Source organism: Centipeda periodontii DSM 2778 (genome assembly GCF_000213975.1).
GTDB classification, from domain to species: Bacteria; Bacillota; Negativicutes; order Selenomonadales; family Selenomonadaceae; genus Centipeda; species Centipeda periodontii.
In genome coordinates, this window is the sequence record NZ_GL892076.1 from 787386 (window position 1) to 804421 (window position 17036).

At 57.3% G+C, this 17036-nt stretch carries 17 protein-coding genes and 2 pseudogenes; 12 read left to right on the plus strand and 7 right to left on the minus strand.

Features of this window, described 5'->3' with window-relative positions; genetic code table 11:
• The first annotated feature begins 28 nt into the window (after positions 1–28).
• The 7 genes from HMPREF9081_RS03480 (at position 29) to HMPREF9081_RS03510 (ending at position 6173) form a co-directional block, all read left to right on the plus strand.
• Entirely contained in the window at positions 29–301 is a 273-nt protein-coding gene (locus HMPREF9081_RS03480; protein ID WP_006305601.1) for a type II toxin-antitoxin system RelB/DinJ family antitoxin, read from the plus strand.
• A gap of 50 nt (positions 302–351) precedes the next feature.
• Complete coding sequence (locus tag HMPREF9081_RS03485; protein ID WP_006305602.1) at positions 352–561, plus strand: Txe/YoeB family addiction module toxin; 210 nt, start codon at positions 352–354, stop codon at positions 559–561.
• Between the two features lie 219 nt (positions 562–780).
• Positions 781–2019, plus strand: a complete 1239-nt coding sequence (locus HMPREF9081_RS03490) for an S-layer homology domain-containing protein (RefSeq protein WP_040394406.1) — start codon at positions 781–783, stop codon at positions 2017–2019.
• A 140-nt stretch (positions 2020–2159) separates the two neighbouring features.
• A complete protein-coding gene (locus tag HMPREF9081_RS03495) occupies positions 2160–2882 on the plus strand; it encodes a Fic family protein (RefSeq protein ID WP_154647284.1) in 723 nt (240 codons plus the stop codon).
• A 321-nt stretch (positions 2883–3203) separates the two neighbouring features.
• Positions 3204–4301, plus strand: a complete 1098-nt coding sequence (locus tag HMPREF9081_RS03500) for a radical SAM protein (protein WP_006305607.1) — start codon at positions 3204–3206, stop codon at positions 4299–4301.
• Positions 4298–5323, plus strand: coding sequence for a cyclic dehypoxanthinyl futalosine synthase (gene mqnC, locus HMPREF9081_RS03505; RefSeq protein WP_006305608.1), 1026 nt, complete (start codon positions 4298–4300; stop codon positions 5321–5323). The genes HMPREF9081_RS03500 and mqnC overlap by 4 nt, the downstream gene beginning before the upstream one ends.
• 1 nt (position 5324) lies before the next feature.
• Positions 5325–6173: an MTAP family purine nucleoside phosphorylase gene (locus tag HMPREF9081_RS03510; protein ID WP_006305609.1), complete on the plus strand. Its 849-nt coding sequence runs from the start codon at positions 5325–5327 to the stop codon at positions 6171–6173.
• A gap of 425 nt (positions 6174–6598) precedes the next feature.
• On the opposite strand, the pseudogene HMPREF9081_RS14400 reads toward HMPREF9081_RS03510, so the two are convergent.
• Positions 6599–6745 (minus strand): annotated as a pseudogene (locus tag HMPREF9081_RS14400) (ABC transporter substrate-binding protein); the annotation flags it as partial.
• A gap of 296 nt (positions 6746–7041) precedes the next feature.
• On the opposite strand from HMPREF9081_RS14400, the gene HMPREF9081_RS03515 reads away from it, so the two are divergent.
• Complete coding sequence (locus tag HMPREF9081_RS03515; RefSeq protein ID WP_006305611.1) at positions 7042–8001, plus strand: L-lactate dehydrogenase; 960 nt, start codon at positions 7042–7044, stop codon at positions 7999–8001.
• Positions 8002–8137: 136 nt separating this feature from the next.
• Positions 8138–8305, plus strand: a complete 168-nt coding sequence (locus HMPREF9081_RS03520; protein WP_245529956.1) for a hypothetical protein — start codon at positions 8138–8140, stop codon at positions 8303–8305.
• A 127-nt stretch (positions 8306–8432) separates the two neighbouring features.
• Here the strand turns inward: HMPREF9081_RS03520 and HMPREF9081_RS14740 are convergent.
• From HMPREF9081_RS14740 to HMPREF9081_RS03540, 5 genes and pseudogenes are all read right to left on the minus strand, one after another.
• Positions 8433–8843: pseudogene (locus tag HMPREF9081_RS14740) on the minus strand (NAD(P)H-dependent oxidoreductase); the annotation flags it as partial.
• A complete protein-coding gene (locus HMPREF9081_RS03525) occupies positions 8824–9354 on the minus strand; it encodes a 2-oxoacid:acceptor oxidoreductase family protein (protein WP_006305613.1) in 531 nt (176 codons plus the stop codon). The pseudogene HMPREF9081_RS14740 and the gene HMPREF9081_RS03525, both read right to left, overlap by 20 nt.
• Before the next feature lies 1 nt (position 9355).
• On the minus strand, positions 9356–10204 hold the full coding sequence (locus HMPREF9081_RS03530) for a thiamine pyrophosphate-dependent enzyme (RefSeq protein WP_006305614.1): 849 nt from the start codon (positions 10202–10204) through the stop codon (positions 9356–9358).
• Positions 10201–11352 (minus strand): 2-oxoacid:acceptor oxidoreductase subunit alpha, encoded by a 1152-nt coding sequence (locus HMPREF9081_RS03535; protein ID WP_006305615.1) that lies wholly within the window; start codon positions 11350–11352, stop codon positions 10201–10203. The genes HMPREF9081_RS03530 and HMPREF9081_RS03535 overlap by 4 nt, the downstream gene beginning before the upstream one ends.
• A complete protein-coding gene (locus tag HMPREF9081_RS03540) occupies positions 11349–11549 on the minus strand; it encodes a 4Fe-4S binding protein (RefSeq protein WP_006305616.1) in 201 nt (66 codons plus the stop codon). Before HMPREF9081_RS03540 ends, HMPREF9081_RS03535 begins: the two co-directional genes overlap by 4 nt.
• 228 nt (positions 11550–11777) lie before the next feature.
• Between HMPREF9081_RS03540 and HMPREF9081_RS03545 the strand changes: the two genes are divergently transcribed.
• From HMPREF9081_RS03545 to HMPREF9081_RS03555, 3 genes are all read left to right on the plus strand, one after another.
• On the plus strand, positions 11778–12230 hold the full coding sequence (locus HMPREF9081_RS03545) for a DUF3290 domain-containing protein (RefSeq protein WP_006305617.1): 453 nt from the start codon (positions 11778–11780) through the stop codon (positions 12228–12230).
• Position 12231: 1 nt separating this feature from the next.
• Positions 12232–12867 (plus strand): DUF421 domain-containing protein, encoded by a 636-nt coding sequence (locus HMPREF9081_RS03550; protein ID WP_006305618.1) that lies wholly within the window; start codon positions 12232–12234, stop codon positions 12865–12867.
• A gap of 371 nt (positions 12868–13238) precedes the next feature.
• Complete coding sequence (locus HMPREF9081_RS03555; protein ID WP_154647285.1) at positions 13239–14126, plus strand: Rpn family recombination-promoting nuclease/putative transposase; 888 nt, start codon at positions 13239–13241, stop codon at positions 14124–14126.
• A 70-nt stretch (positions 14127–14196) separates the two neighbouring features.
• Here the strand turns inward: HMPREF9081_RS03555 and HMPREF9081_RS03560 are convergent.
• A partial coding sequence (locus tag HMPREF9081_RS03560; RefSeq protein WP_006305621.1) for an efflux RND transporter permease subunit occupies positions 14197–17036 on the minus strand: 2840 nt, incomplete at its 5' end.

Below are 17036 nucleotides of genomic sequence, written 5' to 3' on the forward strand. Positions count from 1 at the left end.
CAATGTAGAGGAAAAAGGAGGTGATGTCATGGCACAGACAAGCGTGAGCATCCGCATGGATGCAGACCTCAAGCGGCAGTTCGATGAATTCTGCTCCGAGATCGGGATGACGATGACGACAGCGTTCTGCGTCTTTGCAAAGACGGCAGTGCGCGAACGCAAGATCCCGTTCGAGATCTCGGCAGAGCGCAGCGATCCGTTCTATTCGCCAAGCAATATTCACTATCTGGAAGAACTCAAGCGTGATATTGAGGCAGGGAACGCGAATTTTGCCGAACATGATTTGATTGAGGTGGATTAATGGGGCTGCTTTGGGAGGATCGTGCATGGGAAGAATATCTGTATTAGCAGATGCAGGATAGAAAGACACTGAAACGGCTCAATGCCATCATCCGCGATATACAGAGAAATCCTCTGGAAGGTATCGGAAAGTCGGAACGGCTTAAGGGGAACCTCAGCGGATGGTGGAGCAGACGCATTGATGAGACGAATCGTATTGTCTATTACGAGCAGGATGGAACGATTCATATTGCTTCCTGCCGTGGACATTACGAGAGCTGACGGCCCTTATTTATGTCCAGATGAGCAAACATAAACTTAAAATTATAACCAGCTATAAAGTTTTTTGACAACAGGGCTTGCATTTTGTTTTCGAGCGTGCTATGATAAAACCGTTCCAAGGGAAGAGAATGAATCGCGAAAAGGAAACATGGATACTTTTGCGAATCTCATTCTTTTGGAAATCAGATGTTTTCTGTTTTACAGAAGGAGGAGTTTCTCATGAAGAAGACTCTCGTATCCGCACTTGCAACGGCTCTCGTTGTCGGTGCAGCAAGCACCACGTTCGCTGCGGCGAACCCGTTCTCCGATGTGCCCCGTGATCACTGGGCATACGATGCTGTGACCCAGCTCGCTGCGGACGGCGTTGTTGAGGGCTACGGCGACGGCACCTATCGCGGTGACCGCAACATCACGCGTTATGAGATGGCGCAGATGGTTGCGAAGGCGATGGCGAAGGACAACATGTCCTCTTCGGATCGTGCTCTCGTTGACCGCCTCGCTGCTGAGTTCGCGGATGAGCTCAACAACCTCGGCGTCCGCGTCACGAAACTCGAACGCAACGCTGACATGGTGAAGTGGAATGGCAAGCTCGAGTACACCTACACGAGCACACGCTATGAGGGCCAGCCCCGTGTCAACGAGGATAAGGTTGTCTTCCGCCTTGAGCCGAGCGCAGAGGTCAACAACCACTGGCATGTCAATGCACGTCTCGATGCCGGCTACAACATGGACAAGGACGACAGCTCCAATGTTGCACTGAAGCGCGCATGGGCGCAGGGTGACTACGACGACTTCACGGTGAAGCTCGGCAAGATGGAGCTTGCTTCTGCTGAGGGCTATCAGGCTCCGGGTTCCATCATCTTGGACGGCGAGTTCTCGGGTGCAGAGGCTAGCTTCGGCAAGGATCTGCGTGCGAAGGTCCAGGCAGGTCGCTACAGCCACGGTGGAGACTTCGGCGATAAGGCGAACTACCAGGGCGTCGAGCTCCAGTATGAGAAGGGCAGCCTGACGGCGGGCGCAGGCTACTATCGCTTCGGTTCTGACAGCCTCAATAGCATGTATGGTCTCAAGGCTGACAAGGATAAGATGAATATTTGGGGTCTGAACGGTGCTTATCGCTTCGATAAGAACGTCGCTCTGACGGGTGCTTATGCACACAACAACGATGCGGCCGGCTCCAAGAGATCCGGACAGGTTTCGTTCGAATACAAGGGCGCAGATCCTGCGGATAAGGGTTCGTGGGGCGCATATCTCTCCTACCGTCACCTCGGCGGTGGCTCCGTTGAAGCAACGACGGATGGCGCTCAGAACTACACGAAGGGCTTCGAGCTCGGCACGAACTACACGCTGTGGAACAACGTTGTTCTCTCCGCGAAGTACTTCAAGGGCAAGACGCTTGAGAAGACAGCTGATGACAAGGTTCAGAAGCTCTTCGGTCGCGTTGAGTTCCTGTTCTAAGAGACTCTCGTCACACACTGCGGCGTTCGCCGCATAAGAAAATCCCCCTCCGTCCGGAGGGGGATTTTGTTGTTTATCAGCGATTCCTTTACTTTTCCCCAAAAACCAATATAATGAAGAAAGGTTTTGGAGGTGACGCCATGATGAACGGGGATGCCCTGCTTGAGCGGCTGCGGGCGGAAAAGGAGCGCCGCATTTCCGGCGGAATCTATCACGAACTGCAGGTTCGCATGACGTACAACTCCAATCACATCGAGGGCAGCCGGCTCAGTGAGGATGAGACACGCCGTATCTTTGAAACGAATACGGTGGGCTCCGCCGCGCATGTGGATGACATCATCGAGACGGTCAACCATTTCCGCGCGATTGATTTCTGCATCGACTGTGCCGAAGAACTGCTGAGTGAGACGATCATCAAACAGCTCCATTATTTGCTAAAAAGCAGAACTTCGGACGAACTGCTCCCGTACTTTCGCGTGGGCGCCTACAAGGAACGTCCCAACATGGTGGGCGGCGTGGAGACGACGGAGCCACAGAATGTCGCGGCAGAGATGGAACGTCTGCTGAGAGACGATCACGCGAAGGGGCGCATAGCGTTCGAGGACGTTGTAGACTTTCACTATCGTTTTGAGCGTATCCATCCGTTTCAGGACGGTAACGGGCGCGTCGGCCGCCTTATTGCATTCAAGGAGTGTTTGAAGCACAATATTGTTCCGTTTATTATCGAGGATGTGAAAAAGCACTATTACTATCGTGGGCTGAAGGAGTACGAGCGCGAACCGGGCTATCTGATGGATACCTGCTATGACGGACAGGATACGTTTCAAGCACTGCTCACATACTTTCAAATAAAAAATCCTTGAGATGTTCTCAAGGATTTTGTGTTACCAATAACCGTATTGTTTCCGTTTCTGCCAAAGGAGCAGGAAAGTGAGCGATGCGCCGAGGAGATCAGCGGCGGGGGTCGCTATTTGTCCAATTGAGGAGGCAAACCGGACGCAGAGTGGTGCTCTATGGAGGATTTACCTCCTCAATCGGACGAAAATATCTACGCCAATCGGACGGACTTCATTTTATCAGTGGTTCTCTAGCACAAAGCAACACGGGTGTGCAAGTGGGGAATTTGCAAAATCCCGCCGCATTTGGTACACTTGCGGGAGTGTTGTAAGGAGAGAATATCGTACATGAGTGATCTAAGGACTGCCCGAGCCGCCGCCGAGTGTGGGGCGCGACTGACGAGGGAGGATGCGCTCCTCCTCTATGAGGACAACGATCTCCTCGCGCTCGCACAGTGGGCACGTGCGGCGAAGGAACGCGCGAGCGGAAAGAATGTCTACTATACGGTGAACCGCCACATCAACCTCACGAATATATGCAGCGCAAACTGCCCGCTCTGCGCGTTTCAGGTGGAACGCGGCGATGCGCGCGGCTATATCATGGAAACGGACGATGTGGCACGCGTCCTCGAACTCGCAAGGAAAACACCGCGCCTCACGGAGATCCACATCGTGAGCGCCCTCCACCCCGACCGCCCGTTTTCCTACTACGAGGGCGTGGTGCGGCAGGTGCGCGCGGCACTGCCCCATGCGGATATCAAGGCGTTTACGCCCGTGGAGGTTGTGAACTTCGCAAAGACGGAGGGGGCCTCCGTCCGTGATATCCTGAGCAGGTTGCAGTCGGTCGGACTCTCGTCCCTCCCCGGCGGCGGCGCGGAGATCCTCTCCGACCGTGTGCGCGAAATCATCTGCCCGAACAAGGCGACGCGTGCCGAGTGGCTCGACTGTATGCGTACGGCGCACGAACTCGGCATCCGCACGAACGCCTCCATGATGTACGGACACATCGAGACGGTGGAGGAGCGCATCGACCATCTGCTTGCCCTGCGCGAGCTACAGGATAAGACGAGCGGCTTTCAGGCGTTCATGCTCTTCCCGTTTCATCCCGAGAACACGGCGCTCGGCGCGGAGCGTAAAATCACGCGCGTCGGCTCGTGGGAGGATATGAAGATGCTCGCGCTCTCGCGCCTTGTGCTCGATAACGTCACGCATTTCAAGGCGTTCTGGGTCATGCTGACACAGCCCATTGCGCAGCTTGCCCTTGGCTTCGGTGCGGATGATCTCGACGGCACCATCGGTGAGGAGAAGATCATCCACGCGGCGGGTGCACAGACGCAGACGGGCATCACGCGGCGCGAACTGGATGCGATGATTCGCGAGGCGGGTTATGTGCCTGTGGAGCGCGACACATTTTATCAGCCGATTGCGGCGGGGGAGGGCGCATGAGAATCTCAGAGCGGGAGGCAACAGACCTCCTCACGAGCGGCGACCCCATCGACCTCGGACGCGCGGCGGATGCGGAGCGGCGGCGGCGCTTTGGCGATACGGTGACGTTCATCGTCGACCGCAACATCAACTACACGAATATCTGCGTGAACGAGTGCCGCTTCTGCGCGTTCTATACAAAGGTGGGTGCGGAGGACGGCTACCTCCTGCCAATGGAGGAGATTCTCGCAAAGGTCGGCGAGACGGCGGCGGCAGGTGGGACGCAGGTCATGATACAGGGCGGCATTCACCCCGATCTGCCACTCTCCTACTATGAGGATATGCTGCGTGCGATCCGTGACCGCTATCCCTCCATCGTTATTCATTCGTTCACCGCGACGGAGATTCTGTACTTTGCGGAAAAGGAAGGCATCACCATCGAGGACACGCTGCGGCGACTTCAAGATGCGGGGCTTGCCTCGCTCCCCGGCGGCGGTGCGGAGATCCTCGTGGATCGTGTGCGAAAGCTCATCGCGCCGAAGAAGATCATGACGGAGGATTGGCTGCGCGTCATGCGTACGGCGCACAAGATCGGCATGGAGTCGACGGCAACGATGGTGATCGGCTTCGGCGAGACGATGGCGGAGCGCGTGGCGCACATGGAGCACATTCGCCGTTTGCAGGAGGAGACGGGCGGCTTTCGTGCGTTCATCACATGGACGTTTCAGCCGGGGAACACCGCGCTCGGCGGTGAAAAGACTTCGAGCTGGGACTACATGCGGACGCTTGCCGTCACGCGCCTTTACATGGACAATGTCGCGCACATACAGGGGTCGTGGGTGACGCAGGGCGAGCGCATCGGACAGCTGACCCTCGGCTTTGGCGCGGACGATCTCGGGAGCATCATGCTTGAGGAGAATGTCGTGCGTGCGGCGGGGACGCGGTACAATATGTCGATCAAGAAGATGATTGATCTGATTCGCGGTGCGGGCAGAGAGCCGGCGCAGCGCGATACGCGCTATCGCGTGATACGGAGGTTCTGATATGGCAGAGCAAAAAATTCCTGCGGCGGGCTATGCCGTGATCGGCGGCTCGGGGACGCTGTCGAGCGATTTTCCGCGCGCGTCGATGGCAGAGGATGTTGAAATATTGGCGGACGGTCTGCACTTTGTGACGCCCTACGGCGAGAGTCCCGCGTTCCGTCTGTTTTCCGTCGCAGGACGGCGCGTGCTGACCTGCCGGATGCACGGATGGCGCAGCGGCGTGACGCGTGCGGATGCGTCGCGGCAGGTGTTCTGGGTGCTGCGGGCGGCGGGGGTGCGGCGCATTCTCTCCGAGGGCGGCGTCGGTACGGTGAACCCTCTGCTCGACCCGCGCGACTTCCTCATCCCCGACGACTACCTTGATATGTCCGTACGCAAGGATGTCATGCTCGACGGGCGTTATCTGCTTGTCATGCGCGATGCACTCTGCGCCGAGCTGCGTACAGCACTCATTGCGGAAACAAAGAAGCGCTATACGGGGCGTATCTTCGATCGTGGGATCTACGCCGTGACGGACGGGCGGCATTTTGAGAGCCCTGCCGAGATTGCGATGATGCGCGGACATGCGGACATCGTAGGGCAGAGCCTCGCGCCCGAGGTCTATCTCGCACGCGAGATCGGCGCGTGTTACGCGGGGCTGTACTTCGTCGTCAACTACGGCGAGGGCATCCGTCCGTGGTCGCACGACACCCTCACGCAGATTTTCTATGACGATGCCCCCATGATCGGCGACATACTTCTCGCGACAATCCGCAGCGTTCCCGCCGAGGAGAGCGCGTGCGCATGCCGCAGCCTGCGCAAGGAGACACTGCTCAAGGATGTCTACAATGCAGAGTCGGATAAGGGTTGACGGAAAACGCCGAACATCGTATAATGGGCATAGAAAAAGGTGCTGCCGGTAAACGGTCAGCCCCCACACTAGGAAATAGCTAAGGAATCACTGATAAAATGAAGTCCGTCAGATTGGCGCAGATTTTTTCGTCCGATTGAGGCAGCAAACCGGACGCATAGCCAAAGCTATGTGGAGGATTTGCTAACGAAAAGCGGACAAAAAAGATGCGCTAAGATGACGTGGCTGAATTTATCAGTGGTTCCCTAAGATAAGCCGCCTAGGTTTGGTCACTCAGGGCGGCTTTTCTTATGCCTTGATTGCTACAATACAAATTGTAACGAGGAACACCAGTGAGAGAAACTCATATGGTCCCATAAGCATGCCCCCTTTCGGGGGCTTAGAATTGACCGCCTACCGCTCGTGACAACACCTGCGTGCATTATAGGAAGCACTGATAAATTCAGCACTGCCATCTTGGCACATCTTTTCCGCCCGCTCTGTGTCGACAAATCCTCCACATAGCCTTTGCTATGCGTCCGGTTTGTCTCCTTGATCGGACGGAAAATCTGTACCAATCTGACAGACTTCATTTTATCAGCGATTCCTATAGCATGAAAACATTTTCCTATGAACTGCTGTTTTATATTGGCGCATCGACAATAAAAACCATCCTGTATACACGAAAAACTCCGTGAAAAATCCATTGACAATGATTCCCTGTGGTGTTACTATGATGGCGCAGGAGATCCTGCGGGAACTGTTCTATTGAAAAGAAGTGCAATCCACCATGAAATGGCTGTCTTCCACACAGTTCGTCATGAGTTCATAGTGTCCGAGCGCATACCATTGCGTTTGGACTTTTTTGCATTTTTAGGGGGTAATCGTCATGTCAGTCAATAGGGGAAAAGTTGTTATCATCGGAACGAGCAACGTCGGCTCTGCCGTGCTCAACAAGATCGCGGACTTCCAACTCGCCTCGGAGATCGCGCTGATCGATCTCGATATGGATCGCGCACGCGGCGAGGCACTGGATACCAGTCATGCTATGTCCTCACCATACTGCACGAACATCAAGATTCATCCGGGGACATATGAGGACTGCCGCGACGCCGCGTTCATCGTCATCACGGCGGGTCCCTCCATCCTGCCTGGCGAGACGCCCGACCGTCTGAAGCTCGCGAGCACGAATTCGAAGATCATGCGCTCCATCTTCTCTGAGATCGTGAAATACACGAAGGACGCCATGGTCATCATGATTACGAACCCGCTCGATGTCGCGACCTACGTCGTTTCGACCGAGTTCGACTATCCGCGCGCCAAGATCCTCGGTACGGGCACAATGCTTGAGACGTACCGCTTCCGCTATATTCTCGCCGAGCACTATGCGATGGATCCGAAGAACATCCACGGCTACGTGCTCGGAGAGCACGGCAACGATGCCTTTGTCGCGTGGTCGACCGTCAACTGCGCGGGACTTGGCATCGACCACCTCGACGAGTATTTCCATTTTGAGAAAAAACTCAACCGTCATGATGTCGAGCAGGGACTGATCCAAGCCGCGTACGATGTCATCAATCTCAAGGGCTTTACAAATACGGGCATCGCCATGGTCGCCTGCCGCTTCATCAAGGCGATCCTCTACAACGAGCACACGATTCTGCCCTGTGCCGCCGTTATGAACGGTGAGTACGGCATGAAGGATGTCGCGCTCTCCATCCCGCGCATGATCGCGCAGGATGGCATCGTGCGGTCATTTGAAGTGCGCCTTGCGGATGAGGAGATGGAAAAACTCCGCCGTGCACAGAAGAGTGTCCGCGCAGCGCTTGATGGAGCGGGTGTGAAGTAAGCTCCGTCAAGCTTGACGGATACGGTCTTCCTGCCCTATAATGAACAACGTTCTGCATCCGAAATGAAAAGAGCCGCCCGAATTTGCAGAGAGGGCGGCTCTTCTTATGGTTATGAAAGGCTTGGGGAGGATTTTTATGGAGCATGGCAACTGTGTGCCGCAGGGGACGGAGGTCGTACAGACAGGATTTCACTACACGCTGTCCCTGATCGGCGGCAAGTACAAGATGGCGATTCTCTATCTGCTCGCCGAGCATGGCGTGCTTCGCCATACAAACGGGGTGAGCAGCTGCGCGAGCGTATAGTGGTATCGTCCGTCGATGCTGTAATCCTCCGCACGTACGCCCGTTGTGATCGCGAGCGCGACCTTGGCCCCTCCAGCTTATCCCCGCCGTTTCTTCCGTACGCCCAACCGTGCGTCAGCACCTCGTCGAACCATGTTTTGAGCAGCGGCGGGCAGGAGAACCAGTAGATCGGGAACTGGAAGACCAGACCGCCGTGTTCCTCAATGAGCCGATGCTCGCGCTCCACATCAATCCGACCATCGGGATAGCACGCGGCAAGCGTGTGGATCGTACAGAGGTCAGGCTGTTTGCGCAGCTCTGTCAGCCACCGCCTGTTGATGACGGATTCTTTGAGATTCGGATGTGCGGCGATAATCAATGTCTTCATAAAGAAAACCTCCATTTCTATCTTTTGATGATAGCGCATGGAGGGATGGGGCACAAGAACGCACTTTTTCGTGGGGTACTTACGCAAGGGGAAGTGTTCAAAGAAAAATCCTCTCGTATGGTAATGCGAGAGGATTTTATGTGTTTGAAATTTAGTTTTCCGCCGCCTCATATCCGACCATCAGTGCCTGCATATTCGCGTCGACGGTGTGGGGCGGGACGCGGTTTGCGACGGCGTTCTTTACGGCATCGATCGGGACGATGCCCGATACGCGCGTGATTGCGCCGAGTGCGACGATGTTCGCAAAGAGGGCTTTGCCGATCTTCTCGATGGCAAGCGTGGTGATGGGGACGGAGACCACATGCGCCGCCTGCGGCACATTTGGCACAAGCTCGCTGTCAACGATCAGGATGCCCGTCGCGGGGTCGAGGTCGCCTGCGTACTTGTCTGCCGCCGCCTGTGTCATGGCGAGTACAATATCTGGATGCTCGACGTGCGGATGATAGATCGTGCCGTCACAGACGATGACCTCGGATCGGGACGCGCCGCCGCGTGCCTCGGGGCCGTAGGACTGCGACTGTGCGACGTTCATGCCGCACGCGGTTGCCGCCTCGGCAAAGATGATGGCGGCGGTGATGACGCCCTGCCCGCCCGAGCCTGAGAGACGAAGTTCCTTCTGCATATCACAGCCCTCCCGCGCGCCGCTGAATCTCGGCGTTCGCCATGCCGTACTCCTCGCCCGCGCACTCGTAGAGGAGTCCGATGGGGAATTTCTCCGGCGTGCGCTTCTCGGGCGGGAGCTTGTCCCATGCCGCCTTCATGACGGAGGAGTCCTTCATCCATGTGAGCATCGCGGCGGGTGATCCCATCTTGTTCTTGCGTCCGTATGCCGTCGGGCATTGTACCATCGCCTCGATGAGGGCAAAGCCGTGATTTTTGAGTCCGCCCGCAATCATCTGTGTGAGATGTTTGACGTGGAACGCTGTCGAGCGTGCGACGTAGGTCGCACCTGCTGCCTCGGCGATGCGGCACGCGTCGAGCGGGCGGTCGATCGTACCATAGGGCGCAGTCGCCGTCATCTTGCCCGGCGGTGTCGTCGGTGAGGACTGCCCGCCCGTCATGCCGTAGATGTTGTTGTTGAAGAGAATGACCGTCAGATCGACGTTACGGCGACAGCCATGGAGGAAGTGATTACCACCGATGGCGGTACAATCGCCATCCCCCGTGATGACAATGACGTTCAGCTCGGGACGCGCGAGCTTGATGCCTGTCGCAAATGGGATCGCACGCCCGTGCGCTGTATGCACCGTGTCAAAATCCATATAACCTGAGCCGCGCGAGGAGCAGCCGATGCCGGAAACGATGACGGTGTTGTCCTGCGAAAAGCCCTCCATCCCCTCAATCGCCTCGGCAATGCACTTGAGTGCCGTGCCGTTGCCGCAGCCGGGACACCAGAGGTGGGGGAGGCGGTTCTGACGAAAATACTGCTCGAAGCTGCGGCGCATCTCCGCCTGTGTCGTATCCATGCTCATGCCCGCACCTCCTCACTCATCTGACGAATCGCCGCCGTGATTTCCTGCGGCGTGAAGTCCAGCATATTGTACTTGAGGCAGGGGCGGACAGGCGTACCGTGCGCCGCGCGCGTGACCTCGCCCACGAGCTGCCCGTAGTTCAGCTCCGCGACGAGGATGCTCCGCACGCGATTCGCGAGCCGTCCAACGGCGGCATCGGCAAAGGGCCAGATCGTCTTGAGCCGCAGGAAGCCGACCTTGATTCCATTGGCGCGTGCCGCGCGTACCGCCTCGTACGCCGTGCGCGCGGTACCGCCGTAGCTGACGACGGCGTACTCTGCATCCTCCATAAAGGCTTCCTCCGTGTGGATGATCTCCTCACCCACACGATTGATTTTCTCGTGGAGACGGTGGATCAGCTGCTCCGTGACGACGGGGCTGCCCGACGGGAAGCCCGTCTCATCGTGGAGGAGCCCCGTGACGTGGATGCGGTAGCCGTCGCCGAAACGTGCCACATCGGGCACAAGATCCTCGCCCACGGCATAGGGCTGATAGCCTTCGGCGCGGGTCTTTTGCGGCAGGCGGCGCGGATAGATGTCCAACTCGGCCGCCGTCGGGAGCGTGACATTTTCGCGCAGATGCCCGACGATCTCATCCGTCAGCAGGATGACGGGCGTGCGAAAACGCTCCGCATAGTTCACCGACAGCACCGCCAGATCGAACGACTCGCGCACGCTCCACGGTGAGAGTGCGATGATCGGGTGGTCGCCGTGCGTGCCCCAACGCGCCTGCATCACATCGCCCTGCGCGGGCGCGGTCGGCTGCCCTGTCGATGGACCGACGCGCTGCACATTCACCACGACGCACGGGATCTCCGCACACGCAGCATAGCCGATCAGCTCCTGCTTCAGCGAGAAGCCGGGGCCGCTCGTCGCGTCCATCACCTTCGCACCCGCGAGCGATGCGCCGAGAATCGCACCCATTGCGCCGATCTCGTCCTCCATCTGGAGGAATGTGCCGCCGATCTTCGGCAGCAGCTTTGCCATTTGTTCGGCAATCTCCGTGGACGGCGTGATCGGATAGCCCGCGAAGAACGTCACTCCCGCCGCAATCGCTCCTTCGGCGACCGCCTCATTGCCCTGCATGAGCCTTGCTTTCGTCTCGCTCATTTGCTCTCCCTCCGCTCCACGAATATCGCAAAATCGGGACAGCGCATCTCGCACTGCCCGCACGCGATACAGTCCTCGGGTCGGACGGGTACGATCTTGCCGAGTAGGCTCACCTCGAGCACCTTCTTCGGGCAGAACGCCGCGCAGATCCCGCAGCCCTTGCACCGCTTTTCCTTGATATACAGCTCACCCTTCATGGCGTCAACTCCCGCCGGGATGTGGAAGAACATCCCTTCATACACAGAAAATAGGTTCATTATCCGTTCCGGAGGTTTGTCCCTCCGTTTTATCTGCGGATAATTTCAATATTATAACAGAAGATACGGAGAAAATAAAATCGCATACTGAATACATTTTTGCACGGTAAAACACTTGACGCGCCGTACCACTCGTAGTAATCTACAGGCGGAAAAGGAGGGGATTACTTGAACTTTTACACCTACGACTACATCACGGCGCACAGCCAGTTCGGCGATAATGTCTGGTATGTGCTCTCATTTCTCGCGCTCGCTGCGCTGCTGTTCGTGAGCATCAAATATCTGCGCAACCGCCTTGCGACGCGCTACCGCGATCTCATCGTCATTCTGTTTCTCACGGTCGCATTCCTCGGCGGTATGCAGTGGAACGACTACAACCGTACGAAGAGCGATGTGGAGGCGACCTCGCGCATGGCGCAGTTCCTCCACAGTCTCAGCGTGGATCTGGACGTGCCCGTGCAAAAGATCCGCACCAACTCGACGTATTTGAAACAGGGAATGCTCGTCGATGTGCAGGGGACGTTTTATGCGGTGACGTTCAATGCGGATTTTACCTCGTTTCAGTACGAGCGGACGCATCTACTGAACCGCGATGTGAAGATTGTGGACAAGGAGAACTGACATGCTGATCTACTTTCTGATGTTGGGCAAGCTCGCGCTCGGTCTTTTGTGTCTCATCGTTCAGATCAACCTGCTCGGCAAGGGCAACCTCGCGCCGAACTCCGCGACCGATCAGGTGCAGAACTACGTCCTCGGCGGCATCATCGGCGGCGTGATCTACAACAACGCCATCTCGATTCTGGACTTCGTGCTCGTGCTGATCGCATGGACACTGCTCGTGCTGATCCTGAAATATCTCAAGATGAACAGCGGCATGATTAAGGACTTCGTCGACGGCAGTCCCGCCGTGGTGATCGAGCGTGGCAAGATCCTCATGGATGAGTGTATGCGGCACGGAATGCTCGCACATGACATCATGCTGAAACTCCGTATGGCGGGGGTCTACTACGTCAAAGACGTGAAACGCGCCGTGCTTGAGCCGAACGGACAGCTCACTGTGATCCAGTATGGCGAGCAGAACGCCCGCTATCCGCTCATCCTCGACGGACAGGTGGACGAGGATATCCTCGAACTCATCGAAAAGGACCGCGTCTGGCTCAACGCCGAGCTGCGTGCGGCGGACTGCGCGGTGAAGGACATCTACATCGGCGAGTATAAGGACGGTGCGCTGATCATCCATCCGTATGAGAAGAAGTGAGTGAGGGACAAAAGACTCTCCGAACCTAAGGAAACACTGATAAATTCAGCACCATCATCTTGGCGCATCTTTTTTGCCCGCACAACGCCTGCAAATCCTCTACAGAGCACCATTCTGCGTCCGGTTTGCCTCCTCAACCGGACGAAAAAATCTACGCCAATCTGATGGACTTCATTTTACAACGAACCTTCCAGATTTTGTCGATTTTGCTTTTGAGTTCGTCGGTAATCATGTATGCTCCTTTATCCTTTTTGGCGCGGGATGTGAGATCATTATAGCAGGATATGCCGATAAAATACACCGCGAAAGATGTGGATATATGGTATAATGTGATGAGGAATACGTGATTTATGTGCAGAAAGGGGGCTGTGATGAAAGAATTGCCTTTGAGCGATGCCGATCTGCGGCGCTGTAATCCGATGAATGATGTTGCATTCAAGTTTATCTTTGGCAAGGAGGAGCACAAGCAGATCACGATAGATTTTCTGAATGCTGTACTACAAGAGTCTCTGGGGCATGAGATCAGCGATGTTGCGTTTCGCCAGACGGAGATGCCGCCGGACGGCGATAACGGCAAGCTGTCGCGGCTCGATATTGCGTGTGAACTGGATACAGGCGAGCTAGTTGATGTCGAGGTGCAGGTGGTCAACTACAACGATATGCAGCGCCGTACGCTGTTTTACTGGGCGCGGCTGTATCTGCTCTCGCTCTCGCGCGGGGCAGACTATCGTGTTTTGCGCCCTGCCATTACGATCAATCTGCTTGCGTTTGAGCTGCTGCCACAGCCGGAGCCCGTTGCAATGTACAGCATCTACAACATCAAGACGGGTGATCGTCTGAATCGCGACATGGAACTGCATTTTATTGAGCTGCCGAAGTATGTGAAGTTGCCGCCCAAAAAGATTGGTGAATCATCGAAGATGGAGCGATGGCTGGCATACTTTGCAAACAGACTTACTGATCAGGAGAGGGAGGAGTTGGCGATGAGTGAACCTGCGATCAGAGATGCGATGGAAGCAGAGCGAGTTTTTATGTGTAATCCGGATGAATACCTGCGCTATGTCAATCGCCAAATGGCGATCATGGACTACCAGTCCGGTTTGCAGACTGCCGCCGAGGAGGGGGAGGCACGCGGTGAAAGCCGTGTCACACGGCTTATGTCCCTGCTCCTTGAACGCGGTTTGATCGATGAAGCACGAGGGGCGGCAAATAGTGCCGAAGTGCGGAAAAAGCTCTTTGCGAAATATCATATTGAGTGAGGATACATAAAGAAAACGCTCCCGACAATTTCCTCGTCGGGAGCGTTTTCTTATGTAGGTATGATGTAGACTACTCCTTCACTCGATATGCGACGGCATACATGACGGGCAGAACGAGCAGCGTCAGCACCGTTGCCACAATCAGTCCGCCCGCAATGGCGACCGCCATCGGCCCCCAGAAGACGCTGCGCATGAGGGGAAGCATGCCGAGGATGGCGGCGGCGGCGGTGAGCATGATGGGGCGAAAGCGCAGGACGGCAGAGTCGATGATGGCGTCCATGGGCTTTTCACCCGCCTCTTCGTGTTTTTTGATCTGGTCGATGAGGATGACGGAGTTGCGGATAATCATGCCAAAGAGGGCGAGGATGCCGAGATAGGCGACGAAGCCGAGCGCGGAATCGGTGACGAGCATCGCGAGTGCGACGCCGATGAGTCCCAAGGGCGCGGTGAGGAGAGTGAGCATCATCTTGCCCATTGTGCCGACTTGGAACATGAGGAGGGTCATGATGATGAAGATCATGACGGGGATGGGCTTCATGAGGTAGCTCATGGAGTCTGAGGCGTCCGCGAGTGCGCCCGCCGTCTCGATGGTCGTGCCGGCGGGGAGGCTGCGGCGGAGCTCCTCGGTCGCCCGATACGCGCGCAGTGCAGCGTCGTTGCCCTCGCCCTGCGTGATCTCCGCCTGTACGAGGATGGAGGGGCGCAAATTGTGCCGCTTGATGAGCCCGTCCTCCGCCGCATAGGAGAGGTGAGCGATCTGTGCGAGCGGGACATAGCCGCCGCTCGTCGCGATCGGCAGCTCACCGAGGCGTTCGAGGTTCGTGCGGTCCGCGTCCGCAAGGCGCAGGACGATGCCAATGGTGCGGTCGCCCGTGTAAAACTGTGCTGCCTCTGCGCCCGTGAGCTCGGTATAGAGCATCTGCTTCACGTCGCGCGCGCTGATGCCATAGAGTTTGAGCTTTTCCCTGTCGAAGTCGATGTGAATGGTCTTGGATTTCTCTGTCCAATCGAGATGCACGTTCGTCGTGGCAGGATCGTCGGCGACGATGGCGGCGACCTGCTCGGCGACGCGGCGCACCTCGTCGGTGGTCGGCGCGGAGACGCGCAGCATGACGGGGAAGTCGGCGGGCGGACCTGTCTGGATGTAGTGCGTCGCGACACGCACGCCCGTGAGTTCGTTTTGACGCGCGTCTGCAATCAGTTCCGCGAGCTGTTCACGCTCCTCGGTGCCCTTCGCCGTGATGACGAACTGGGCGCGGTTGTTTGCGTCCGCCTTCGGGTCGACGGTGAGGACGAAGCGCGGCGTGGCACGCCCGACATAGTAGGCGTAGTTTTCAATCGCATCCGCGTGCGTATCGAGGAGCGCGGCGAACTTTGCCGCCTCGCGCTCGGTCGCGGCGATGCTTGCGCCCTGCGGGAGCGTCAGATCGACGAGCAGCTCGGGGCGCAGCGAGGGCGGGAAGAAGGTCTGCTTGATGTGCGGGAATGCGGCGATGCTCGCGGCGAAGAGGAATACCGTGCCGACAAGGACGGCGGCGCGGTGGCTGAGAAAGAGCGTGAGTACGCGGCGAAAGAACCGATAGAAGGGGCTGTTGTACGGATCGTGTGCGCCCTCGTCCGCTTTTTTCACGCGAATGAGATAGTAGCCGAAGAGCGGCGCGACCATGACCGATACAATCCAACTGAGGATAAGCGCAATGCCGATAACGGGGAAGAGTGCGGCGCAGAACTCGCTCGCCATGCCCTTGGAAAACGCGACGGGGATGAAGCCCGCGCAGGTGATGAGTGTGCCCGTGAGCATGGGCTTCGCGGTCTGGGTGAAGGCGTAGCACGCGGCATCGAAGCGTCCCATGCCGCGCTCGAGCTGGACGCTCATCATCTCGACGGCGATAATGGCATCGTCCACGAGCAGCCCCAGAGCAATGATGAGCGAGCCGAGGGAAACCTTGTGGAGGTCGATGCCGAGCATATACATGAAAACGAATGTGCCCGCGAGGACGAGCGGGATGCAGCCCGCGACAACAAGCCCGGTACGCAGTCCGAGTGAGAGGAAGCTGACGGCGAGCACGATGATGATGGCGAGTGCCAGCGTCTCGACAAAATCGTGGATGGAGTGTTGCACGACGGCAGGCTGATTCGATACCTCGTGCAGCTGGGCACCGAGCGGGAGATCCTGTTGGATTTTCTCGGTGAGGTCTTTGAGGTTTGCGCCGAGTTCGAGGATGTTGCCGCCATCCTCCATTGAGACCGCGATGCCGACGGCGGGGGCGCCGTTATAGAACATTTTCGGCTCGGATGGGTCGACGGGACGACGCTCAATTGTCGCGATGTCGCCGAGGCGGAATACATTTCCATTTGCCGCGATCGGCAGGGCGCGGATGTCCTCGATGCTCTCAAACACGCCCGAGGCGCGCAGATAGACGGTGTCGCTCGCCGTCTCAATGGTGCCGCTCGTCATCATCGCGTCCTGTGTGTGGAGCGCGTCGGTGATGGCGGTCGGCGGGATGCCGAGCTGCGCGAGCCGTGCGAGGGCGATCTCGACGTAGATGCGCTCGCTCTGTACGCCGATCAGCTCGACCTTTTGCACGCTCGGGACGGCGAGGATGCGGCGGCGTGCATCCTCCGCCATGCTGCGCAGCTCCTCGTCGCTGTAGTCCGCGCCCGTGATGGCGTAGACGGAGCCGTACACGTCGTCAAAGCGGTCGTTGTAAAACGGCCCGTAGACACCGTCGGGCAGGTCGCGCTTTACGTCCTCGCCGAAGTTCCGTACGTCGCGCCACGTCGGGCGAATCTCTCCCGCATCCACATCATCGCGCAGCTGGACATAGATCGTGGTCTGTCCTGCGCGTGTCTCACTGTGGATCTGTTTCAGCCCCGGCGTGTCCTGAAAGCGTCGCTCAAGTTTGTCCG